This window comes from Bacteroides sp. RCH18, assembly GCF_058231005.1.
In genome coordinates, this window is the sequence record NZ_JBIPTC010000001.1 from 1140212 (window position 1) to 1165533 (window position 25322).

Here is a 25322-nt window from a genome sequence, read left to right on the forward strand (position 1 = left end):
CATTAGAATTAAAACTCTACATACTACGCATTCCCGATATCAGCCTTCAAAGAACAAATAATTTTGAGATCATGTTATTTGAACTTATTGATATACAATCATGAGACCATAATACTGTGCATTTTTCCTCACTTCAAACCCGAACGAGAGGAATAGATCAATTTCACCAAGTGACGTTACTAAAAAAACAGATTAATATGAAATATTTAATTATAACGTCATTATACACTCCTATTATCGCAGTTACAACCACCCAAAGTGAATTATTCCCAATTTTATTTTCAACAGCAGGAATACTTTTATTGTATTGGTTCTTGTCTCATTCTTTTGCCATGCGGAAAGAAATTGCTTTCTTAAAAGAAGAAAATCAGTATTTCATGGACTCCTTCCGAAACATTCGCACCCCAATCACATTGCTTCATACGCCTTTAAAGTCAACCTATAGTAATAACTGTCCAGACAATATCAAAAAAGAGCTGTCACTGGCTATCCGCAACATAGATTGCCTTAATGATCATTTAACCAGATTAATGGACCTGAAGCAAATAGCCGCTCATTCCCAAAAAATGAATATTACGGAACATGAATTAGGAAATTTCCTTAAAAATAAAATATCTTCTCTGAAAGATCACGCAGCAAACAGACATATTAAATTAGAAATCCAAACAGAATTCAAATATGCAAGCGTGTGGATAGATCAAAGTAAAATATCTCCCGTAATAGAGAAATTCATAAAGAATATAATAGATCATACAGAATATTCAAAAAAAGTTATTATACACGCATCTTTATGCAACAAATATTGGATAATAAAAGCGAGTTATACTGGAAATGAAAACCTAATGAAATGTTATAAATGCTCCGGTAAACATCTTATTAAACAAAAAACAGAATCTAAATATTACTTTGCAAAAAGTGCTTTATGCAAAAAACTGACAGAAATATGCAATGGAGAAATATTAATCAATAATTCATGTCATACGATCACATTACGTTTTCCTGTAAAACCCTCTTATGAAAATGTATCCGAACGCAGTTTGGTTCATATAGAGAAGAATATAGAGGAAGAAAAGATTGATGCCTTATTCCACAAAAGTTCACAGAAAAGAAATTCATCCAGACCAGTCGTGATTATGGTCGACAGTAACGAAGAATTCAGATCCTATCTGGAGACCTGTTTATCAGAGGAATACATAGTCAGAGGTTTTGAAAACGGAGCGGACGCATTGGGATATATCAAAAATGAACATCCGGATCTGGTAATATGCGATACAGTGCTCAACGGAATGGGCGGTGATGAACTTTCTTCAAGGCTGAAGACGTCTAAAGAAACATCTATTATACCGGTCATCCTTTACGGATCGCATATAGATGCCGACCAACGCAGTAAAAGGGAAGCGTCATTAGCAGACACATTCATGCATACTCCTTTTCATGTGGAGGATTTAAAGATAGAGATTGCTGTTCTTATCAGGAACAGCCGCCTTCTTAGAAAAGCATTCCTGCACAAAGTATTCGGAGAACATTTTCTGCAAGTACAACCAACCGAAATGATCAAGGAAGCTACTGAAGGAAGCAAAAGCCTATTGATCAATGAAGTAAAAGAGTATATTCTTGAACGAATAGAGAAAGAGGATTTGACTATCGATGCGATTGCCTCACATTTGAAAATGAGCAGAACGAAATTCTACAATAAGTGGAAGTCAGTGACCGGCGAGGCCCCGACCGTCTTTATTGAAGCCGTTCGAATGGAAAAGGCACACGAGTTGTTAGAAAGCGGGAAATACCCTGTCGGAACCATACCGGAAATGATCGGATTGAAGGATGTAAAAAACTTCCGCAACAGGTATAAAGAATACTTCGGAATTACACCTAAAGAATCGATCAAGAAAAAATAGTCGGAATAGAACGGACAACTAAAAGCATGTCCGAATGTACTCCAGCACGGTCTTCACGGAGAAAGTGACTGGAGTACTTTTTTATTTCCATGATGCAGTATTTCGTCATTTCCGGTATTTACTCTATGTACGTACACCTTAATTTTGAGAATTAATAACCTAATTTGTTTAACAAGTATGAAAACTTTAACTAAAATGAAAAAAGTATGTTGCTTAAGTCGTTTTGTTTTATTGGTAATGGCATTGGGGATGACCAGTATCTTTACCTCTTGTAGTAGTGATGATGATGAAAATATTCCGGTATATTCTCTCAAAGATGTAGAAGGCACCTATTCCGGCAAAATGCAGACAACCTCTATCGCTCCTTTGGAAAATGCAGAGAATGAAGCTGAAGACGGAGTCACCGTAAATGCCGAATTAAAAGATAATCATATATTAATCAGCAAATTCCCGGTAGAGGATCTGATCAAAAGCATTATCGAAGATCCGGACGCAGCCGAAGCCATCATCAAAGCGGTAGGAGATGTAGAATACAAAATCCCTTATCAAGCAGCTTTCAACGACAATAAAGACAATATCTTACTTCAAATGTCACCTGAACCCTTGGTATTGGAAATTGCAATGGAACCACAACCCATAAGAAAAACTGAAGGGGAAGAAGAAACTCCTAAACTCACCGTAAAAGTGACAATCAAAGCTGACGAAAAAGGCAGTTATGCTTACGAAGGTCAGAAACTGAAGTTTGCTATTCAGGCAACAGAAGTTACAGTAAATGAAGAACGGTTTGATAAATTTCCGGCAACTACCTTTACTTTTGATATGACCAAGAAATAAGGTGACTGTTTAATTATTTACAGAATAAAGTGTAAAAGAGAGTGTGTCTGCGAAAGAAGACGCACTCTTTTTCATATATTTGCATCAATAATAAATCTACAGCCAATGACAACAACAGAAAGCGTCCGAAAAGAACTGAAAACTCTGGAAGACCCTGCATACAGGGAATTTCACTCCTCTTTAATTCCCGGTGCCGATAATATTCTCGGTGTACGCATCCCGCAACTCCGGATAATGGCTAAAGGGCTCGCCAAGAAAGAAGGCTGGCGTACATTCGTTGAAGCAACCGATACACAGTATTATGAAGAGACAATGCTACAGGGAATGATTATCGGACTCGCTAAAATGGAGCTGGAAGAACGAATCCACTATATTCGCCTCTTCGTCCCGCGTATCAACAACTGGGCCGTATGCGATATTTTCTCAGGTGAGCTGAAAAAGATGGCGGTAGGAAAAGGGAAAGAAACAGTATGGCAGTTTATCCAGCCTTATCTGAAGTCAAAAGAAGAATATGAAATCCGGTTCGGAATTGTGATGCTGTTTCATTATGTAGATGAGGATCATATCGATTCATTGCTAGAATATGCCGATTTATTCACTCATGAAGCCTATTATGCACGTATGGCAATGGCATGGATGATATCAATCTGTTTCATTAAATTTCCGGATAAGACGATGAAATATCTGAAGCGAAGCAAACTGGATAACTGGACATACAATAAATCATTGCAGAAAATCATTGAATCTCTGCGTGTAGATAAAGAGACGAAAGACATCATCCGTTCTATGAAAAGAGTAGGATAAAAAACGGTGGATGACAAACGATGCCCGGTTTTAACCGTATCATTCGTTTATCATCCACCGCTTATTACCGAGTGTTTTTAACTTACCGCTTCACATTCTTTTTTCTCTTTCTTCTGCTTCTGCGATTTTGTTGTTTCCGACGGCTGTAGCGTTGCCATCTCTTATAAATCATCCATCCGCTCATCAAGGCTACGACAACAAAAATCAGAATAGTAATGCCTACCCCCAAGTTGTCACCTTTGATGCGTGACCAGATATCCAGTACCTCTTTGGTTTTATCTCCGAAGTCACGAATCATAGCGCAGCGTTCCACCACCTTACGGTCGGGATATTGAATCTTGTCAATCTGTATGCTGTCGGCATCCGGACCGAAGAAATAACTTAAATCCGCATAATAATCCAGAGTCGTATCCACTTTCTCTTCCAGAATCTCCAGTGTAGCGATAGAACTCACATATCCACAGAAATCCATATTACGCAACGCAATGTCCGGACGGCACATAAAGTTGATAAAGTAGCTGGCAGCCACCGGATTCTTCGCATATTTAGGAATCACCCAGCCATCATACCAGATATTACTTCCTTCTTTCGGAACCACGTAGTCAAGGTCCACTCCTACCGCATTCGCCTCTTCAATCGCCCATATCGCATCGCCACTCCAGGTCATATTCAGCCATGCTTTATTCTTCGTCATCATCTCCTTACCGAAGTCCGCTTCCCAACCGGCAATATTCGGTTTCATAGCTTTCAGATACTTTTCGGCTACCTCCATAGCACGTGGTGAGTAATCATTCATCAGGTCTTCCACCGTCACCGTCCCTTCTTCCAGCTCTTTGGCATGGGCATAGATAACGGCTGTTCCGTAAGCGTCACGGTAACTGTCTTTCATCAGAATCTTTCCTGCATATTTCTTATCCCAAAGACATTCCCAGGAGAAAGCGTCGGAATCGGGAACGTATGCCCGGTTATAAAGAATACCTGCGGTCCCCCACATATAACAGACAGCGTAACGGCTTGCTTCTTCACCCGGCTGACTCAGTTTATTAATCTGTTCGCGAATAAATGGTGACACATTATTCATGTAATTAGGGGAATGGGCGAAAGTGGTGTCAATAGGCAACAACAGATGCTTTTTCAGCATTCTCTCAATGATATATTCCGAAGGACAAACCACATCAAAATCCTCATGTCCCTTTTCTATTTTCGTCAACATGATCTCGTTGATGTCGAATGTCTGATAGACGATGCGTATATCTTCACCTGTCTGTTCTTTATAGTACGCCTGGAAATCTTCGAGTACACCTTCTCCTATATAATCTGCCCAGTTATAGATCTTAAGAACTCTCTCGCGTGGCTCGCCGGAATTGTAGCAACCGCTCAGAAAACCAGCCAGCACCAGCAAAAACAAGTTAACAGAAACTATTCTTTTCATTTTATTTACGTAGCAGCACATTTTCATGATTCTTTCTTCTTCGTTTTTCCGGCACGGTAATTAATCACTATCAGTAAAGCCAGCACCACCACAAAAATAATGGCGGACAACGGGCGGAGCTCGGGAGTCAGACCTCCCTTGCGGGCATCGGCATAGATATAGGTGGAAAGCGTTTCCAGCCCTTGATTACCGATGGTAAATACAGTTACGGCAAAATCATCGATTGAAAGTGTCAGTGCAAGCATAAAGCCACTGATCATTCCCGGACGAATCTCCGGAATGATTACTTTCCGCAAAGCCTGCATAGGTGTAGCTCCCAAATCGAGGGCAGCTTCATAAATGTTCGGATTCATTTGTTTCAGGCGCGGCAGAACGCTTAATACAACGTAAGGAGTACAAAAAGTGATGTGCGCCAGTACCACTGTGGTATATCCCTGCGTGATTCCGAGAGATACGAATAAAAGGAAAAGCGATATACCGGTTATGATATCACCGTTCAGAATAGGAATACTATTCACAAAACCAATCGCCTTACGCGAGCGTGCTTTTAAGTTGAAGATGCCGATGGCAGCAATGCTGCCCAACAAGGTAGATGCCGTGGCAGCCAGCAGCGCAATGGTAATGGTATTAACTAGGGCATTCATCAGAGAATGATGGGCACCTGTATTAAACAGTGATGAATAAAGTTTGGTCGAAAACCCGGTCCAGTTACCTAATACCTTCGCCTCGGTAAAAGAGTAAATCACAATGATCACAATAGGGGAATATAGCAACAGCAGTAATACCCACAGGTAAGTCTGAGCGAATATCTTCTTTACCATAGCCCACCTCCTTCGTTCGTATTATCCTTATCATCGGTACTGAACAATGAAGTCGCGGCTATCAGCAGCAGCATGATCAGCGAAAGTGCCGCTCCATAGTTCCACATACTGTTATTGATATTCTCCTGAATGGTAGTACCAAAGAGTTTGATATTGTTCATCGTCAGCAGTTCGGCAATGGCGAATGTCGAAATGGTCGGCATAAACACCATCATGATACCGCTCATGACTCCCGGCATGGAAAGCGGGAGAACTGCCTTGAAAAAGACCTGTACAGGATTGGCTCCCAAATCCTGCGCCGCCTCAATGTAGCTATGGTCCATCTTCTGCAATGTATTATAGATGGGATAGATCATGAAGGGGATAAAGTTGTAAACCATACCGAAGATCAGTGCTCCCTCTCCCAGCGGAACGCTGAAAAAGTCGAATAAAGCGACGGTGGCAAGAGTACGCACCAGAATATTCACCCACATGGGCAGAATAAACAGCACCACCATCGTTTTGGAACGGTTCAGCTTGCTGTTGCTTAATATCCAGGCTGCGGGATATCCCAGCAGGATACAGATAAGAGTCGTAATAATGGCAATACCTATGGAATAGACGAAGGTATTGATAGCTTCGGGATGTTCGAAGAATTTCTGAAAATTGGCGAGTGTCAGATGACCGTTATCATCGGTAAACGCATACACGACAATTAGAACCAACGGTATGACCACAAAGATCGCCGAGAAAATAATGTAAGGAAGAGTCCAGCTCTTACGTGATGACAAAAATACTATAAACTTCTTATTCACTTCCTTTCCTGTTAATCGGTTATTTTAATTACACGAATCGCATCCGGAGGGATAGTAATACCCACACGGTCTCCGTCATCCCAGACATCGTTCGTATCTACAAACACATTCTCGTCCCAGTCAGACCATACAGTCAGGTGGTAATGATCACCTTTATAAAGGATGAACTTCACTTCTCCCGTCAGTGTACCGTCTTCTTCGTTATCCTGCAGGATCACTTTATCAAAGTCTACTTCGACCTTGACATCCATACCGGATTCCATTCCTTCCACAGAGACACATTCGAACGTACAGCCAAGGAATTCTACATGAGTAGCATCCTGCAACTTTCCTTCAAACGTATTGCATACACGTTCTTTCTTCATAATATGAATATCGAACGGCTTCACCAGCAGACCAACCTCCGCACCGACTTCAAAATGATGATAATCCTGAACAAGGAACTCATATCCGCCACAAAGCACAGTCATTTCATAGTGTACCCCTTTGAAGATCGAAGTCTGTACCACACCGGTCAGTTGCGCCATCTCCGAAACCGGGAAAATATAAAGGTCTTCCGGACGGATGACTACGTCCACTGGAGTGTTTTCACCGAAACCTTCGTCCACGCATTCAAACTCCGTACCACAAAAGCGTACCAGTTTATCATGAATCATCGTTCCGTTGAGAATATTACTTTCTCCGATAAAATCCGCCACAAATGAATTGATCGGTTCATTGTAGATATCAATCGGCGTACCGATCTGCTGGATTTTTCCTTCGCTCATCACGACAATCGTATCACTCAATGTCAAGGCTTCCTCTTGATCATGAGTTACGTATACAAATGTAATGCCCAGAGATTTATGCATTTCTTTCAGTTCCATCTGCATATCCTTGCGCATTTTGAGGTCGAGCGCAGCCAACGGTTCGTCGAGCAGCAACACTTCCGGCTCATTGACAATGGCACGGGCAATAGCTACACGCTGTTGCTGGCCACCGGAAAGAGAATCTACATCCCGATACTCGTAATCTGTCATACCAACCATCTTCAATGCGGCTTTCACCTTCTTGCCGATTGTCTGTTTCGGCGTCTTTTTCAGCTTCAGGCCGAAAGCAATATTGTCGTATACATTCAAATGCGGGAACAGGGCATATTTCTGAAATACCGTGTTCACCGGACGTTTATGGGGTGGAGTCTGTGTGATTTCCTTACCCGATATTCGGATTTCGCCTTCCGAAGCTGTCTGAAAACCGGCAATGAGACGCAACAATGTCGTTTTTCCGCAGCCGGAAGGTCCGAGAATCGTAACAAACTCGCCCTTTTTCACGTTCAGAGTTACATCATCCAAAGCTGTTTTGTCGCCAAAAAACTTCGATACATGGCTAACCTCAATGATGGATTTGTCTTCTTGCATATTCATACTAAAAGTTTGGGCTGCAAAGGTACACATTTCTACGATTTCCACCTACGTGTTAATCTAATATAACAGTGTTTTTCGATGCCAGACAGAAAAAAAATCTATCTTTGCATAAATATTTATTCACTAATTTTACAAAAGCATGAAAAAGTTAACTTATTTAGTTATTGCGACGGCAGCGTTGGGTATGGTAGCTTGTACCGGAAACAAAGCCGGATACGTTATCACAGGTACAGTAGAAGGCGCTGCTGACGGCGACACTGTTTACCTTCAGGAAGCAACAGGCAGAAATCTTACAAAACTAGATACCGCAGTCATCTCTAAAGGTACTTTCACCTTCGAAGGCACGCAGGATTCTGTAGTAAACCGTTATGTCACTTGCGAAGTGAACGGAGAACCTCTGATGATTGATTTCTTCCTCGAAAACGGCAAAATAAACATTGCACTGACAAAGGACAATGATTCTGCAACCGGTACTTCAAACAATGACGCTTACCAGGCAATCAGAACTCAAATCAATGATATCAGCAAAAAGATGAACGCTATCTACGAAGCGATGGGAGACTCTTCTTTGAGCGACGAGCAGAAAGAAGCCAAGCAAAAAGAAGGTGCCCAACTGGAGGAAGAATATGATAAAGTAATCAAAGAAGGTGTACAGAAAAACATCACCAACCCGGTAGGTGTATTCTTGTTCAAACAGACTTTCTACAATAACTCTACTGAAGAGAATGCAGCTTTGCTGGAACAAATCCCGGCTAATTTCCAGAATGACGAAACAATCGTAAAAGTTAAGGAACAGACTGAAAAACAAAAGAAGACTGCCGTAGGTACTAAGTTCATTGACTTCGAAATGCAGACTCCGGAAGGAAAAACTGTGAAACTGTCTGATTACGCAGGTAAAGGTAAAGTGGTACTGGTAGACTTCTGGGCTAGCTGGTGTGGTCCTTGCCGTCGTGAAATGCCTAACCTGGTAGAAGCTTACACTCAGTACAAAGGCAAAAACTTCGAAATCGTCGGTGTATCTCTGGATCAGGATGCTGCTGCATGGAAAGAGTCTATTAAAAAACTGAATATGACCTGGCCGCAAATGTCTAACCTGAAGTTCTGGCAGAGTGAAGGCGCACAGCTTTATGCAGTGAACAGCATTCCTCACACTGTTCTGATCGATGGCGACGGTACTATCATTGCCCGTGGTCTTCATGGAGAAGGTCTTCAGGCTAAATTGGCAGAAGTAGTCAAATAAATGAAGCTGATAAGAGACTTCACCTAATGAAGTAACACTTGTGCCATATCGTTGTCACACTTGTGCCACCGTGTTGGCACAGTTATGTCACGCCGTTGGCACAGTTGTGCCAATAGGATGGCACAACATCCGACAAGGTATCTTATTCCTGTTAACGCAGTAGGTTAATCTGATCCAAGTACAGGCACTTTTGCCGAAGATACTGATCTTATCCACGCCGTTACATTGAGATATAAAAAGATAGCCCCTGCAATTTCGATCATTCGAATTGCAGGGGCTTCTTTTATATAGGGACGTCAAGCAGGGAAGCGTCACTTCCCTACTCCGTCAAGCTATCAGATAAACCAACGCACGTAGCAGAAGTCCTGACGGTGCGGAAGTTCCGGATTCTTCGGGAACATACGGTAAGACACCTTGAAGCTACCGGCATTTGACAGGCTATGTTTAACCTGGAATGTGTAAAGGTCGCCTTCTTTCTTGATAACGCTGAACGGTTCTACAGAGTAAACGTGTTGTTTGCCATCCGCAGTTGTATAAGTAGTTACCAGTTCAAGACCTATAGCATCATTCAAGCCTTTTTCGTCGATTACGTAAGTAATAGTATATTCTTTTCCGCTTTCGATATCACCGGCTTTCAAATCTTCCAGCTTGTCGCAAGATACGATTTCGATAGAATCCCACTTGGCAACGACTTCTTCTTTCCATGCAGCAATTTCTTTTGCTTTTGCATTGTCATTAGCAGACAGCATATGGAAACGTTTTGCCAACTTATTGTAGAACTTATTGTAGTAGTCGTCCAACTGGCGTTTCATCGTATAGTGAGGAGCGATCTGAGCGATAGAATTCTTCACTACCTTAATCCAGCCTTCCGAGTAGCCTTTCTTGTTACGAGCATAGTACAACGGCAGGATTTCGGTTTCAAGAATGCTGTAGATTGTAGCAGCATCCAACTGATCCTGATGTTCCTGATTCTGATATGTACGTTTTTCAGTCAACGCCCAACCTGCACCTTCACGGTAACCTTCCAGCCACCATCCGTCTAATACAGAGAAGTTGACAACACCGTTCATCAAAGCCTTTTCACCGGATGTACCGGATGCTTCCAACGGACGAGTCGGAGTATTCAACCAAATATCAACACCGGAAACCAGACGACGCGCCAACTGCATATCGTAGTTTTCGAGGAAGATGATCTTACCCAGGAATTCCGGACGACGGGAGATTTCGATAATACGTTTGATCAACCCCTGTCCTGCTCCATCGTGCGGATGAGCCTTACCTGTAAACAGGAACTGTACCGGATAGTCAGGATTGTTCACAATCTTAGAAAGACGTTCCAGATCAGTAAACAGCAGGTGCGCACGTTTGTAAGTAGCAAAACGACGACCGAAACCGATCAGCAATGCATTCGGATTGATCTTATCCATCAATGAAACGATACGTGAAGGATCTCCCTGATTCTTCAGCCATGTATCACGGAATGACTTGCGGATATAATCTACCAGCTTGTTCTTCATCGTCATACGAGTCTTCCAGATCTCTTCATCGGGCACATTATAGATTGCTTCCCAAATCTTAGGATTCGACTGGTCGAACCAGAAGTTTTCGTTGAAATATTTAAAGTACAGTTCTTTCCACTCCGTAGCACTCCATGTAGGGAAGTGAACACCGTTAGTCACATAACCTACGTGCATTTCTTCGGGGAAGTAACCTTTCCAGATAGTAGAGAACATCTCCTGAGAAACTTTTCCATGCAGCCAGCTTACACCGTTTACTTCCTGAGCAGTGTTGCAAGCAAATACTGACATGCAGAAACGTTCGCCCTTATCCCCCGGATTATTACGTCCAAGGTCCATCAGGTCATCCCAGCTGATACCCATTCTTGCAGGGTAACCGCCCATGTATTTACCGAACAAACCTTCGTCGAAGTAGTCGTGACCGGCAGGAACCGGAGTATGAACTGTATAAAGAGAAGAAGCGCGAACCAGCTCGATAGCCTGATCAAATGTCAGTCCGGTAGCTACATAGTCGCAGATACGCTGAACATTGATCAATGCAGCGTGTCCTTCGTTACAATGATAAACGTCTTTTTTGATGCCCAATGCTTTCAGTGTCAGGATACCACCGATACCCAACAGGATTTCCTGTTTCAAACGGTTTTCCCAGTCGCCACCATAAAGCTGGTGAGTAATAGGACGGTCGAATTCGCTGTTCATTTCATTATCCGTATCCAACAGATATAAAGAAATACGTCCTACGTTTACGCGCCATACGTTAGCATGTACATAATAGTCCAGATAAGGAACATCCACTACCAACGGCTGACCATTCGCATCCATCACTCGGTCGATAGGAAGCTGACCGAAGTTTTGTGCTTCATAGTTAGCAATCTGCTGACCGTCCATAGACAACGTTTGAGTAAAGTAGCCGTAACGGTACAAGAAACCTACTGCACAAAGATCTACATTGCTGTCAGAAGCTTCTTTCAGGTAGTCGCCAGCCAATACACCCAAACCACCGGAATATATTTTCAGGACGCTGCTTAAACCATATTCCATGCTGAAATAGGCTACAGACGGACGATTCTCATCCGGCTTCACATCCAGATAATCTCTGAATTTTGTATAAACATCATTCATTCTTCTCAGAATTACCTTGTCTTTTGCCAAAGCTTCCAGCTTCTCATAGCTCATACGTTCCAGCAACAACACAGGATTCTGTCCACATTCTTTCCAAAGTTCCGGATCTAGATCTCTAAATAGTTCTGTCGCTTCAAAATTCCATGCCCACCAGATGTTGCGTGAAATTTCGGACAATTTCTCCAACTCAGCAGGGATACGTGATTTCACTGTAACCTCTTTCCAGTTCGGAGTATTCACATTACTAACTTTAATTTTCATAATGTTTTTGTTTACTTATTGATGAATAAAATGTTTTTTTAGCTTAACTGACGCTTCAGAGCATTGCGCAGAGCAATGTCATAAGCCTCATAATAATATTGAATGAAGTGCTTCCACAGTGCCTGCTCTGCAACATCTGCCGCACGTTTGCGGATTTCCTTCACTTCTTTTTCCGATTTATCCGCAAAGAGCGTAATCGTATCCTTGATACCATCCGCCACTTCCGAATCATTATAGTCCGAACGATGCAGCACTTCTACTCCATCATTGATGCCATGCTGATTCTTGAGACTGTTCACCCAAAGGCCAAAGCCTGCCAGATCAGTAGTAATTGTAGGTACACGGAACGCTACACTTTCCAAAGGAGTATATCCCCAAGGTTCGTAATAGGAAGCATAAACGCTCAAATCCTGTCCCAGCAATATATCATAATACTCTTTGTTCATAATACCATCACGACCGTCCAGATAGCAAGGTACGAAAATCACCTTTACTTTATCTTCGGGACGATTGCCCATTCCTAAATACTTCAGCATATCCAATACCTGGTCATGCGTCATATTGTGCAGCCAGTGAGTGATGAAAGGAACTTCAAGCGGTGTGTCGAACTTTTCTTTGCTTTTCAATCGCGCCTGCAAATCCTCACGGGGATCTCCCACCCAACCGGGTACATTGATGAATGCCAATACATTCTTATGCAGGTTTTTATCTCTGTTCAGACGGTTCAATGACTCCAGAAAGACATCGATCCCCTTGTTCTTGAATTCATAACGACCACTGGTACCGATGATTAACGTATCATCATCCAGATTTGTTCCCAACAATTTATTGGCTACGTTCAACATTAATGAGCGCGCACGCTTACGTTTTCCGGTAAATGTATTGCCTTTGGGTACGAAATCGTCTTCGAAACCGTTCATCAGTACTACATCTGCCGGTTTGTCGAGCAATTCCTTGCACTCGTTATTGGTGATTTCACTTACTGTCGTAAAACAGTCTACATGATGCGCCGTCTGCTTCTCGATGGAATGCTTCGACTGCATATTCAATTCCTGTGCCATCTGATCGCCATTATACGCAAACAGATAGTCATACAGCGGCTTATGATTGCCGGCTATCGAACGTCCGATGGAAGTAGCGTGGGTTGTAAAAATAGTAGCAACTTCGGGGACAGCTTCCTGTACATAAAGTGCTCCCATTCCGGTCATCCATTCATGTGCCTGATATACCACCTTATCCGTTTCTGTCAGGTTGTAGCGGTAGAAACTTTCTACTACTCTTCCAGCAGCGTACGAAAACATAGAAGCCTCGTCGTAATCGCCATAAGCGTGCAACGAGTCTACTTGAAAACGATTCCACATTTCTGTGTATATATCGTTCTTCTTTTCAAAAAAAGGTTGGAAATCAACAAGAATGACAATGGGTTCACCGGGTATATTCCATCGTCCTATACGGACGGAAAGATGATCGTTTTCAAGTGCATGCGTTTTCCAGGCAGCGCACAGATTATCCGACTCGATGAATAGAGGGTTCTCTTTTCCTTGCCACACATCAGGACCTATGAAAAAAATTCTGTCGCGGAATTTTTCCTGCAATGTATTCGCCCGTGTCGACAATACGGTGTATATCCCTCCCACTTTATTACATACTTCCCAGCTGGACTCGAAGATATAATCGGGGGTTAATAAATCTTTTACCATATAATATATTAAAACTCTTTTTAGTATGCGAGTGCAAAAGTACGCATTATTCTTTGAAAAATAATACTTTATGCGAAAAATATGAGTTAATAAGAGGAAAGAAAGGTTAGCCCGCCATGAAAAAAGAATATCCCCTTGCGAACGCAAAGCTGCATTCACAAGGGGATTGAAAGATCTTTATTAAAAAATTTTTTCCTTGAAAAATTTACGCAAGTGCACTACCGATCAAGAAAGTGGCAGCCAAAGCAACGATAGCGTAAAGTTCCGGGAATACGGCAAGAATCAATGTATTACTAAACACGTTGTGTCCCTGGCCGATAGCAGCGATACCGTTTGCACAAACCTGTCCCTGACGGATAGCCGAGAACAAGGCTACCAATCCCAAAGCGATACCTGCACCGAGAACTGCCGATGCCTGGATAGCAGTGATTTCAGGAGTTAGGATACCGAAGATAGTCTGGAACATAAAGTAACCGGCAAAACCGTACAGACCCTGTGTACCCGGAAGCGCAGTCAATACCAGGAAGTTACCGAATGCACTATCATTCTTTTTCAATGCGCCGATAGCAGCGTTACCTGCAATAGTTACTCCGTAAGCACTACCAATGCCTGACAAACCAACCATAACTGCGATGCCAATGTAGGCAATAAACAAATTCATTTCCATAATCTTATTCTATTTTTATTGTTTAATTCTTAGTTTATTATTTCTCAATGTTTTATTCTAAATTTCTAAAAGGCTTGTACTCCTTGCCGCCTCCTTCATAACCGGAGTTCTTGAAGAACTCTACAAATGTCAGACGCATCGGGTGAACCATTGCACCGAGCACATTCATAAAGATATTGATTGCATGACCGATCACAAAGATCAGCACCATTACGATAGGACCGGCAATCACGTTATCCGGACTCATACCTACTGCCAGACTGTTGAACACTCCCGCCAGAATACCTCCGGAAAGTCCGAGGGCAAACAGACGAACGTAGGACAAAACATCTCCCAGCAGACCGGTAGCCATGTTATATGAATCCCACAAACCAAGTCCGATATTCATGAATATGTTCTTTCCCGGACTGTTATAGAGGAATATCATCGCACCGGAGATACCCAGAATAACCAGATGCACTGTACCTCCCATCGGCAGTACGTTCGGCAATAAAGCCGAAACAGCCATTGAAACCAACAGGATAATCCATCCGATCGTTGCCACTGCATATTTGAAACCAAACTGAATCGTCTGATTCACTGCTTTTAGCACCATACCGAACAAAATCTGAATAGCACCCAAAATCAATGATAACTGGAACATATCGTTGTTATCCATCAGCACCGCGTGTTTCAGACGTTGCACGATAGGCCAGTCCAGATCATAGATATTCGCTCCGAAAAATGTACCCGTCAGCAAACCGCAGAAGAAAGTTGAAACAGCCAATACTTGTATCAGCGAAAGGATCGACTTCATCGACGGAGTCACCTTCTTTGCCAGTAAGCGATATGCCGTAGCTCCGAGGAACAGGAAGAGTCCATATCCGGAATCTCCCAGACAGAGTCCGAAAAAGATCATAAAGAACGGGGCAAAGAACGGTGTCAGGTCCAGTTCATTATACTTCGGAAGCATATACAGTTTACAGATCGGTTCAAACCAGGCAAAGAATCCCTTATTATTCAATCGGATAGGGACATTATCACCCGGCATCGGATCGGTAATCTCATAATATACATGTGCGTCATTCAAATAGGCTTCTATCTCCACCTTACTATAGGCAGGAGCCCATCCTTCAATCAACATCAGTTTATCACCGGCAGCCTGTTCAGAACTCAATACTACTTTCGAGAATTCAATCTGTCCCTGCAACTCCTTCAAAGCGACCTTCAAGGAAGGTACATCCGTTTCAGAAAGTGCTACCAGTTTCTTTTCGTTCTCTTCGATAGCCTGCTCCGTTGTATTATACAACGTTTCGAGATGTGCCAGCGAATAGGCGGGAAGTTTCGCCTGCTCAACGTCCAGATCCACTTCCTGACCGGCTTTGGTGACGGTCACAAAGAATACTTTGGAAGAAATACGATTAATGATCATCGCATTGTATTCCGTCTCCCATTCTTGCTGGTAGTTTCCTTCCGAACAGCTATAGAAACCGATTACATAGCCGGCATCTCTCAATTTCCGGACACTTGCCGGATCGAAATTGCCCCATGCCTGCAATGCTTCCTTTTCTTTGGCATAGCCCTGCAATTGCTGAGACAATTTGCCGTGTTCAGTCTGCAAGGTATCTACTTCGTCCAATACCTGCAAACCACGAGCAGCTGTCCCTCCTTCCGTTGCGATCACAGCATCTTTCTCATGCTTCTGATTCTGAAGCAGTTTCAGAGTAGCTGTCAGGCGGTTGGAAAGACGGATATTCTCTTGCAGTTCCGTATTGTCGGCAGCACCTTGCTGTTTCTCCACGATGTGGACTACACCAAGTTCGCGCAGGCTGTTCAGGAATTCTTCGTATTCCTTATGATAAACCAGGAATGTGAGTTTCTTCATTTTTGTAATCATGCCTCTTCCTCCTTCCTTTTTTCCTGATGGGACTTCATGATCTTTTGCGATGATTTCGACAAGTTCTCTTCATCTTCCATAAATCTCTTGATCTTTCGCAATGCATCCTGATAGCCCGGTATCTGTACCTTCTCAAAAAGATTCACTTTCTGAGTGGTCTTTTTCCTCGCATGTTCTAGCAGATTCAGCTTGGCGAGCATAAACTCACGTTCAATTGCCGTATGCGCAAGTTCCTCCAGCAAATGGATACCGTCGGCATACCATTTGGGAGCGTTAAACATACTGTACGGACGTATCTCGAAATCGATATTTTCGAGAAGCGGTACACGTACACCCGCAATCTTTTTCACGCCAAGATGAACGTCATTCACCTTTATCAATGAAGCGTCAAACTCATTCCAAAGGGCGAACATGGCTTCATAGGCTTGAATTTGTTGTTCGAGCCTATCCTCCAGATCGGCAGCTTCCGTTTTACAGCGCTTCACTTCCATGCGGAGGGCGCTTTCCTTATTCTTGATGATAGGAAGCGTACGCACCCGCACTTTCAGTTGCTTTTCGAGCTGCTGAAGAGAGGTTTTGTTATATTGAAACTTTATAGCCACGTTGTTTTTGCTAATTATTGGTTATAAATTTAGTTGCTGATTATTCTCCTTTCGGCCAGTACTGGTCAACAAGCTCCTTCTTGATATTTACTTCTTCCGGACGGAAGTATTCGCCGAACAAGCCCCAGGCCACATCCAGCATTTCAGTAGTATCAAGGTTAACATCAATAGCCAGCAACTGGTTAGAATAGTCCTTCGCAAAAGCCAACGTACGTTCGTCGTAATTTGTCAGGTCGAAACCGTTTTCCATCTTAGTCTTCGCATTTGCAGCATCGGCATACAGACGTACAGCGGCATTCATCACCTGCGGATGGTCTTTACGTGTCTTCTTACCGGTTACCAGCTGTTTCAGACGAGACAATGAACGGAACGGGTCAACAATAACCTTACCGATATCACTGTCACGACGCAAGAACAACTGTCCTTCTGTGATATAACCCGTATTATCAGGCACAGCATGTGTGATATCTCCACCGGACAACGTTGTCACCGCAATAATCGTAATAGAGCCACCGGAAGGGAACTGCACCGCCTTTTCGTAAATCTTCGCCAAATCCGAATAGAGCGAACCCGGCATAGAGTCTTTGGACGGAATCTGATCCATACGGTTGGATACGATAGCCAACGCATCGGCGTAGCTGGTCATATCGGTCAACAGTACCAATACTTTCTCGTTATTGTTTACGGCGAAGTATTCGGCAGCAGTCAGTGCCATATCCGGAATCAGCAGACGTTCTACCGGAGGATTTTCCGTCGTATTCATGAAGCTCACAATACGGTCGAGAGCACCAGCGTTGGAGAATACATTCTTAAAGTAGAGGTAGTCATCGTTCGTCATACCCATACCGCCCAGAATGATCTTATCTGTTTCAGCACGCAATGCCACGTTTGCCATCACCTGATTGAAAGGCTGGTCGGGGTCGGCGAAGAACGGAATCTTCTGACCGGATACCAGTGTGTTATTCAAGTCGATACCGGCAATACCCGTTGCAATCAGTTCCGACGGCTGTTTACGGCGCACCGGATTCACTGACGGACCACCGATTTCCACTTCCTGTCCTTCAATTTCCGGACCTCCGTCAATCGGATCACCGAAAGCATTGAAGAAACGTCCTGCCAACTGCTCACTCACTTTCAACGTAGGCGATTTGCCGAGGAACACCACTTCGGCGTTGGTAGGAATACCTTCCGTACCTTCAAATACCTGCAGAGTGACATCGTCACCGGCAATCTTAACCACCTGTGCCAGTTTACCGTTCACAGTGGCAAGCTCGTCATACCCTACTCCTGTCGCTTTCAGCGAACAAGTAGCCTTGGTAATCTGAGTAATCTTGGTATATATCTTTTGAAAAGCTTTTGTTGCCATCTATATATTTACAATTTAGCTATTTACAATTTACTATTTAACGCTTCTTTCGGCAATCAATTCTTTTAATTGCTGCTGGAATCCTTCGTACTGCTCAGATTTGAACTTCGAGTAGTTCATCTGCTTGCATACATTGATCATCCTTTTGAAGTAATCCATTACTTCATTGAAATTGTCAAATTCAAATTCTGTATGGCAGATGTCGATTATCATATTCAGAATTGCTTCCTGACGTTCCATCGGAGTCACCGAGTCAACCTCATCAAAGGCATCCTGTTGCAGGATTACGAAGTCGATCAATTCGGATTTCCAGAAAATCACGTGGTATTCCACAGGTACACCGTCATCACCCAGAATGTTAATCTGCTCGGCAATTTCCTTACCACGCTGCAAGCGGGTTTTAAGTTCATTCACCTTGCCGATCCATTCGTCATTGATATGTTCCTTGATATATTCTTCAAATTCCGGATATTCGATATATTTGGAATAAGAGTCAATCGGGTTCACGGCCGGATAGCGTTTCTTATCGGCACGATCCTGTTCCAATGCGTAGAAACAGCGGGCTACCTTCTTTGTATTTTCCGTTACAGGCTCTTTCAAGTTACCACCGGCAGGTGACACCGTACCAATGAAAGTAATTGAACCGGTTTCGTCGTTACCCAGTTTCACATAACCTGCACGACCGTAGAAGTTAGAAATAATAGCAGAAATATCCATCGGGAACGCATCCGGTCCGGGCAATTCTTCCATACGGTTGGACATTTCGCGCAACGCCTGCGCCCAACGGGAAGTAGAGTCAGCCATCAGCAATACCTTCAGTCCCATCGAACGGTAATACTCAGCCAAAGACATTGCTGTATATACAGATGCTTCACGGGCGGCTACCGGCATGTTGGAAGTATTTGCAATAATAATGGTACGCTCCATCAATTTGCGTCCTGTATGCGGGTCCACCAATTCCGGGAATTCTGTAAAGATTTCCACTACCTCGTTGGCACGTTCACCACAAGCCGCAATAATTACGATATCCGCTTCCGCCTGTTTGGAGATAGCGTGCTGAAGCACTGTCTTACCTGTACCGAACGGGCCGGGGATAAATCCTGTACCGCCTTCCACAATCGGATTCAGCGTATCGATTACACGTACACCGGTTTCCAGCAATTTGAAAGGACGCGGCTTTTCTTTGTAATTCGTCATAGCCCGTTTTACCGGCCATTTCTGAATCATCGTTACCGGAATGTCATTTCCTTCCTCATCTGTCAGGATCGCAATGGTATCTTCTATTTTATAATCTCCTTCGGGCATAATGGTCTTTACGGTAGCCGTTCCGTTCATAGTAAACGGAGCCATAATTTTCAGCGGCTGGAAGTTTTCGTCCACCTGTCCCAGCCATGCGGAAGCTACGACTTTATCGCCGGCTTTCACCATCGGAACAAAATGCCATATACGTTCTTTATCCAATGGATATGTATATTGTCCTCTTTTCAGGAAAACACCGTCCATCTTGTCAAGGTCGTTTTGCAGACCATCGTAGTTCTTCGATAACATACCCGGACCTAAGGTCACTTCAAGCATGTGTCCTGTAAATTCAGCTTCGGCACCTACCTTCAGTCCACGGGTGCTTTCGAACACCTGGACATATACGTTTGCACCTACCACCTTAATCACCTCCGCCATCAACTTATCGCCACCGGTAGAGATATAACAAATCTCATTCTGAGCTACCGGTCCGTCAACGACGAGGGTCACCATGTTGGCAATAACGCCACTAACAGTTCCTTTTGTTGCCATATATTTTTTAAAATTTATTATCTGAATTCTGCGGGAATCTGTACTTCATTCTTCAGCGATTCAATGATGCTTCGGAACAATTGATTTCCTCTTTCCTTATCCAATGAAATCCAACGCTCAATCATTTCCAGTTTCAGCAAGAAAGCGAAAATACGTTCAACGGTGAAATAGTCGAAGAAAATAGCATCTTCCATCCAGTTCCACCGCAGAGCATCCAGTTTCTTCTCACGTTCCACCAGTTCCGTGATCTCACTGATCTTCACCAACGATTCAAAAACATCCACCTCACCGGACAATCCGAAATCGCGGGCGCTGGATGTACGCAAGGCTTCGCATACTTCCGTGTTTCCTACGATATGGGCAGCAATATCCCATTTGAATTTACGAGCGGTAAATGCAACAAGAATATTATTAATGTTCAGATTGAATTCAAACCAAGAAGAGACGAACTTATTTCCACATTTCATGGCATACTCATAATATAAAGCAGCCAAATGATCTTCCTGCAACACCATGCTTTCGGCAGGCGTATTCAGATAATCGGAAATAAAAACAGACAGATAAGAAGGAAATTCTTTGGGGCTGATTTCCCCGCCTTCTCTCAGAATAGAAATATATTCGGTGAGTTCCGCGGCAGAGTAGTTTCCACGTTTGTCTATTTCCGCCTCTTTGTCTTTGAGGAGTTTCAACACGTTGGCATTATCAAACTTCAGATAGAACAAGTCGATCAACTTTTGGTCTGAAGCAGACAATCCGCTATAGATTTCTGTTTTAAAATCAGCTACTGTATAGCACAGTTTACTGTCCTCCAAAGTGAGTTCCGGCAAACCGGCTACCAAGTAATAGTATTTACTACTCATAGTCGCTCCTTTTAAAATAGCATTTCTACTAACTGAGGACGCAAGAACGCTTTGAAGTAATTCATGAATTCTTCTTCTCCGAAGTTCACCTTATACGAACCGTCCGCCGGAGAAACCGTAAATAAAGTCTTGATACCGTTCACTTGTTCGATCTTCACACCTTTATCCAACAAAGCTTTCGCATGGGCTGCAAAATACTTTTTCAGTGATTCAGCGTCGGCCGTAGAGATGACGATAGGTTCATCTACACTCCATTTGGATGCCAGCGCAACGATAAACGCATTCAGATAATCCTTATCCTGAGCGAAATCCTTCACAGAAGCGGTTATCAACTTGTCAGTGACCATCGTGGCAATCTCAGATTTGAGTGCGTTGACAGCCTGACCGGAAAATAGTTTTAACTCTGATTTTGTATTATCTGCCAGTTCATCAGCAGATTTACGAGAGGCAGCGACAATTGATTCCGCTTCTTTACGAGCATCCTCAATGATCTTCTTTGCTTCATCCTGAGCATTCGCGATAAGTCTCTGCGCTTCTTCGTTTCCTTTTTCCACGCCTTCACGATAAATCTTATCGGTCAACTCTTGAATTTTGTTTTCCATATTAACAGGAGTATTTAGTATTATTACTGTATTAATTATGTTCCTTCAATAGATTCTCGCCAAATTTACAAAAATCAATTTGATAAAAAAGAGAAAGATGCAAAGAAATCGACTCTCTTCTTATAAAATCACACTTTTACACCAATTTTATTCCGCTTTTCTCACGGTAATATTACTAAATGACACCTGTCTTAAAATATTATAACGAATAAAGCACCAACAATGAATTATTTCTGCCTTGATTTGATATATTCTTCTTCTTTTCCTGTAATCATACCAAGCCCGATACCTTTAATTACAGTTTTTCTCCGTTGATAGATACCCAGGTATCTGGATTCAACTTCATACGTAATTTGTGGATAAAAGACAAAGTCCCACAGCCTCTCCCTATAGATCGGTTTTATCGTGTCGGGCATATTCAAAGACTCTTTCCATTCCTTCAGTTGAGCCGGACTACTTTCCGACGAACTACCGGCTGTACCCAATACCAGACAACCCAATAAATAAGTTTTTTCGATCGTTTCTTTATAATTATTCAATCTGTTTTCCGGTATAGTATCCAGCATATTATTACTTATCTCTACTTCCCGGAATCCGTCTAAGTCCGGTTTTGAGTTACAGCCGGACAAACCAACCAACAGACTTAAAACAGCAAAATACTTTATAGTTTTCATTTCCTTTCCGTTTATATTCAACGATTCAATATAATCTCACCCTTCTGTCTCAAAGTAAGCTCAAGTTCCGCATCTTTAGCTAAGGGATTCCAAAAGATACGCTTGCAGTTGATACCTGTCCGATATCTATGCGAATCTTTTCCTGACAGATACAAATTATCAACACTGAATCCGGAAATCTCACTACTCCTGATAGTCCCTAATTCTTCATAATAATTTATTGCCTTCACTTGATTAGCCTTCAAGCTCAGCTTCTTCCCTCTTATATCCAACGAACGAAAACTACAAGATTCTAGTGAGATGTCCTGCCATTCGTCATTAAAGAGATATAAAGAGTCCAAATTCATCTTCTTTACATTAATATTCACCCTACTCACACGATTTTCAATAGAAAGTAATGTCGAATCCGTTTTTAATTCCATATTCAAACCACCTAAAACTAATCTAGCTCCTTTTTCTATCTCTCCAGTTATTTGAGAAAGACCTTTATCGTCCAGATTTATTTCAACCAACAGGCAATCCCCTTCTTGGCTCACATTCAGATATTTGCTCTTCGGATACACCAATATACTCTTATCCGAAAAGGATGAAGCCTGTACATCCAACTTACCCAATACTCCTATATCATCTTTATCAATTTCCCCTAGCTTTTCAACTATCTTCACATGACGAATCCCTGCCATTTCTATTTCAGTACGTTCCCCTTCCATTGATAAACGATGAGCTGTTTTCTCGGCCGCAGGTGTCCTCAGAAGGATAGGTATCAGTAATAAACCCAGTACAAAAAGTCCTATGATTATATATGTTGTGCGTTTCATATCTTATTTATTTTTATTGATTTTGTCTTTGTATAAATTCATAATACATCTTCTCTATTTCTTTGATAGAGATGCCGAGTGTATAAAGTTGTCGGAAAAAGCCATCAACCTCTTCTTTCAGGAACTGTTCTTTTCGCAACGAATGAATCAGTGCCTTTGCTCCGGAAGCTACAAAAAAGCCAATGCCTCGTTTATTGTAAATCACTTCCTGAGACTGAAGATACTCGTACGAGCGCATCACTGTATTTGCATTCACTTCTACAATAGATGCATATTCCCTGACTGAAGAAATACGCCCCTCTTCTTCATATTGTCCCAACAAGATGTCATCACAAATGCGATCGGCTATCTGTAAATATATTGCTCTGCTTTCTTTAAAATTCATACATACCCTCCTTTTTTACATCCGATGAATTACTTCTGACTCTTTTAAGCGGAAATAAGTCAAGACCCAATTTATAATAGTTAATACAGGGAATAGTATATGTCCCCACTTAAAGATAAATGAATTCAAATTTATAATATCACAATCTTTAAATAGATGAACAGCAACTACTCCACTCCAATAATACACAAAGCCAATGACAACCAGGATTATAAGTGTTTTAATAAAAGCATTCCTAGACCAGAAAATACTGCCCAACAAAAATAAAGATTGAATATACAGATTAAGCAAAATCAATAAAGTTCCCTCCGACCAGTTGTGACATAACGAATATTTACCATCTCCCTGATCAACGAAATACTTAAATTGCGTCGCTTCTATAGAAGGGACTTCCGAATATATCATTGCACAAACAAATACACGGGTATAGTCCGCCAATATTATAAAGAAATAGATAAGCAATGGAAGAATAAGTACATAGATCAGCCAATGAAGAAAGTACTTTTCAAAAGTAGTAGCAGGCACCATTAAATTTGTAATACGTCTTGTTTTAGACTTCATTGATTCAAATGCAAACGAAGCACCAAGACATGTAAATCCCCACCAAACCCACATCCAGGTGATCAGAGTAGTTACATGTACATTCGCGTCGTCAAACGAAAAAAGCGGATTATAGCTTTTGTATTCGAAATAGCCGGCCCATATCAATGCGATTGTCAAAACTCCATATATCATTAATGTACGAAGCATATACAACTTCCAATTTTCCGAAACCTCTTTATGGAGTAATTTTCCGAAACGGGAAAAACTAAAAAATGTATCCTTTATCATAATCTATTCATATTGAGCGTGAAACAATTTAGTGATCTTTTGTGGTTGTGCCAGTGTTGCATTAAATAGCAGTTCCAGGTTGATATCCGAATCTTCGCCATACTCATTCAGTAAAAGCAAACTATTCCCCTGCAGAGAAGGGACAGCAAAAAGCGCTTTATCCATCAGGCTACGGTCATCACTTTCCTTGAAGCACAATTTCTCGCAAATACGCACTATTGATTCGTTCAGCAACACCCGGCTTTCATCCATGATCATGACTGAATCCAGCATTTTGTCTATATCACGTATCTGATGAGTTGAAATTACAATAGTTTTATTCTCTGTCATCCCCGATGCCATAAATTTACGGAACTGGCTCTTTCCCGGAATATCCAGTCCATTGGTCGGTTCGTCCATCAGCAGAAGAGAAGTATTGGTAGCCAAAGCAAAACTCATAAACACTTTCTTTTTTTGTCCCATAGAGAGTGCTCCTAAATTCACATCCATATCCATTTCAAAACAATGAAGATACTTGTGCATATCCTCTTTGCTAAAGTTCGGATAAAAAGGAGCATTCAATTCAATATACTTTTTCAATGGAATAGAAGGCAATTCAAATTCCTCCGGAACCAAGAACATATCCTGCAACGTCATTGGCAGACGAGAACGGACATTTATATCATGGAACACTATTTTCCCTTTTTTCGGAGTCAATAACCCGGCTATCAAATAAAGGAGAGTAGATTTCCCCGCCCCATTGCGTCCTAACAGTCCATAAACCCGACCAGCCTCTAAAGAGAAAGAAAAGTCGTGTAATACCATGCGCTTTGATTTGGGATAGATAAAAGACAAATTTTCAGCTTTAATCATAATATTAATTTTTAAGTTCTTATAGTTAATACACGACGTCTAGTGTATTAGTTTAATAGTACACTATAAAAGTATATATTCATTCCGAAATAACAAAAGAAAAAGAATATAAATTTGGCTGAATCATAGAAAATAAGCAGGAGAACCCAAAAATCGGACAAGAAAGTGTATA

At 42.1% G+C, this 25322-nt stretch carries 22 protein-coding genes; 4 read left to right on the top strand and 18 right to left on the bottom strand.

Annotation, left to right across the window (positions count from 1 at the left end):
• Positions 1-197 precede the first annotated feature (197 nt).
• From ACHLI0_RS04475 to ACHLI0_RS04485, 3 genes are all read left to right on the top strand, one after another.
• Positions 198-1898, top strand: a complete 1701-nt coding sequence (locus tag ACHLI0_RS04475) for a hybrid sensor histidine kinase/response regulator transcription factor (RefSeq protein ID WP_490749550.1) — start codon at positions 198-200, stop codon at positions 1896-1898.
• 177 nt (positions 1899-2075) lie between these two features.
• Entirely contained in the window at positions 2076-2732 is a 657-nt protein-coding gene (locus tag ACHLI0_RS04480) for a DUF4840 domain-containing protein (protein WP_055218491.1), read from the top strand.
• Positions 2733-2837: 105 nt separating this feature from the next.
• Positions 2838-3536 (top strand): DNA alkylation repair protein, encoded by a 699-nt coding sequence (locus ACHLI0_RS04485; protein ID WP_490748546.1) that lies wholly within the window; start codon positions 2838-2840, stop codon positions 3534-3536.
• An 82-nt stretch (positions 3537-3618) separates the two neighbouring features.
• Here the strand turns inward: ACHLI0_RS04485 and ACHLI0_RS04490 are convergent, their stop codons facing one another.
• From ACHLI0_RS04490 to ACHLI0_RS04505, 4 genes are read right to left on the bottom strand one after another with little or no spacing between them, the layout of a single operon-like run.
• Positions 3619-4968 (bottom strand): ABC transporter substrate-binding protein, encoded by a 1350-nt coding sequence (locus tag ACHLI0_RS04490; RefSeq protein ID WP_490748547.1) that lies wholly within the window; start codon positions 4966-4968, stop codon positions 3619-3621.
• Between the two features lie 23 nt (positions 4969-4991).
• Positions 4992-5789, bottom strand: a complete 798-nt coding sequence (locus ACHLI0_RS04495) for an ABC transporter permease (protein ID WP_055218498.1) — start codon at positions 5787-5789, stop codon at positions 4992-4994.
• Positions 5783-6583 carry an ABC transporter permease gene (locus tag ACHLI0_RS04500; protein WP_008762998.1) on the bottom strand — a complete coding sequence of 267 codons (801 nt, stop codon included), beginning with the start codon at positions 6581-6583 and terminating at the stop codon, positions 5783-5785. Before ACHLI0_RS04500 ends, ACHLI0_RS04495 begins: the two co-directional genes overlap by 7 nt.
• An 11-nt stretch (positions 6584-6594) precedes the next feature.
• Entirely contained in the window at positions 6595-7986 is a 1392-nt protein-coding gene (locus tag ACHLI0_RS04505; RefSeq protein ID WP_490748548.1) for a polyamine ABC transporter ATP-binding protein, read from the bottom strand.
• A 139-nt stretch (positions 7987-8125) separates the two neighbouring features.
• On the opposite strand from ACHLI0_RS04505, the gene ACHLI0_RS04510 reads away from it, so the two are divergent.
• Positions 8126-9226 carry a redoxin domain-containing protein gene (locus ACHLI0_RS04510; RefSeq protein ID WP_490748549.1) on the top strand — a complete coding sequence of 367 codons (1101 nt, stop codon included), beginning with the start codon at positions 8126-8128 and terminating at the stop codon, positions 9224-9226.
• A 335-nt stretch (positions 9227-9561) separates the two neighbouring features.
• Here ACHLI0_RS04510 and ACHLI0_RS04515 read toward each other — a convergent pair whose 3' ends face one another.
• The 14 genes from ACHLI0_RS04515 to ACHLI0_RS04580 all read right to left on the bottom strand — a co-directional run bounded on the left by ACHLI0_RS04515 (position 9562) and on the right by ACHLI0_RS04580 (position 25150).
• Complete coding sequence (locus ACHLI0_RS04515; RefSeq protein ID WP_008762995.1) at positions 9562-12126, bottom strand: glycosyltransferase family 1 protein; 2565 nt, start codon at positions 12124-12126, stop codon at positions 9562-9564.
• Between the two features lie 38 nt (positions 12127-12164).
• Positions 12165-13826 (bottom strand): glycogen/starch synthase, encoded by a 1662-nt coding sequence (locus ACHLI0_RS04520; RefSeq protein WP_016267245.1) that lies wholly within the window; start codon positions 13824-13826, stop codon positions 12165-12167.
• Between the two features lie 205 nt (positions 13827-14031).
• Complete coding sequence (locus tag ACHLI0_RS04525; protein ID WP_005675599.1) at positions 14032-14493, bottom strand: V-type ATP synthase subunit K; 462 nt, start codon at positions 14491-14493, stop codon at positions 14032-14034.
• A gap of 52 nt (positions 14494-14545) precedes the next feature.
• Positions 14546-16369 (bottom strand): V-type ATP synthase subunit I, encoded by a 1824-nt coding sequence (locus ACHLI0_RS04530; RefSeq protein ID WP_490748551.1) that lies wholly within the window; start codon positions 16367-16369, stop codon positions 14546-14548.
• Positions 16366-16971, bottom strand: coding sequence for a V-type ATP synthase subunit D (locus ACHLI0_RS04535; RefSeq protein WP_008762992.1), 606 nt, complete (start codon positions 16969-16971; stop codon positions 16366-16368). Before ACHLI0_RS04535 ends, ACHLI0_RS04530 begins: the two co-directional genes overlap by 4 nt.
• A 40-nt stretch (positions 16972-17011) precedes the next feature.
• Complete coding sequence (locus ACHLI0_RS04540; RefSeq protein ID WP_008762991.1) at positions 17012-18337, bottom strand: V-type ATP synthase subunit B; 1326 nt, start codon at positions 18335-18337, stop codon at positions 17012-17014.
• A gap of 33 nt (positions 18338-18370) precedes the next feature.
• Positions 18371-20128: a V-type ATP synthase subunit A gene (locus ACHLI0_RS04545; RefSeq protein WP_008764971.1), complete on the bottom strand. Its 1758-nt coding sequence runs from the start codon at positions 20126-20128 to the stop codon at positions 18371-18373.
• A 17-nt stretch (positions 20129-20145) separates the two neighbouring features.
• Positions 20146-20988 carry a DUF2764 domain-containing protein gene (locus ACHLI0_RS04550; protein ID WP_490748552.1) on the bottom strand — a complete coding sequence of 281 codons (843 nt, stop codon included), beginning with the start codon at positions 20986-20988 and terminating at the stop codon, positions 20146-20148.
• An 11-nt stretch (positions 20989-20999) separates the two neighbouring features.
• Positions 21000-21590 (bottom strand): hypothetical protein, encoded by a 591-nt coding sequence (locus tag ACHLI0_RS04555; protein ID WP_008762988.1) that lies wholly within the window; start codon positions 21588-21590, stop codon positions 21000-21002.
• Between the two features lie 227 nt (positions 21591-21817).
• Positions 21818-22264: a hypothetical protein gene (locus ACHLI0_RS04560; RefSeq protein ID WP_008764969.1), complete on the bottom strand. Its 447-nt coding sequence runs from the start codon at positions 22262-22264 to the stop codon at positions 21818-21820.
• Positions 22265-22281: 17 nt separating this feature from the next.
• The gene (locus tag ACHLI0_RS04565) at positions 22282-23082 is read right to left on the bottom strand and encodes a hypothetical protein (RefSeq protein WP_008764968.1); all 801 of its coding nucleotides are present in this window, start codon (positions 23080-23082) and stop codon (positions 22282-22284) included.
• 13 nt (positions 23083-23095) lie between these two features.
• Positions 23096-23467, bottom strand: a complete 372-nt coding sequence (locus ACHLI0_RS04570; protein WP_008764967.1) for a GntR family transcriptional regulator — start codon at positions 23465-23467, stop codon at positions 23096-23098.
• A gap of 15 nt (positions 23468-23482) precedes the next feature.
• The gene (locus ACHLI0_RS04575) at positions 23483-24298 is read right to left on the bottom strand and encodes a hypothetical protein (protein ID WP_008764966.1); all 816 of its coding nucleotides are present in this window, start codon (positions 24296-24298) and stop codon (positions 23483-23485) included.
• A 3-nt stretch (positions 24299-24301) separates the two neighbouring features.
• Positions 24302-25150, bottom strand: coding sequence for an ABC transporter ATP-binding protein (locus ACHLI0_RS04580; RefSeq protein ID WP_008764965.1), 849 nt, complete (start codon positions 25148-25150; stop codon positions 24302-24304).
• Between the last annotated feature and the right edge of the window lie 172 nt (positions 25151-25322).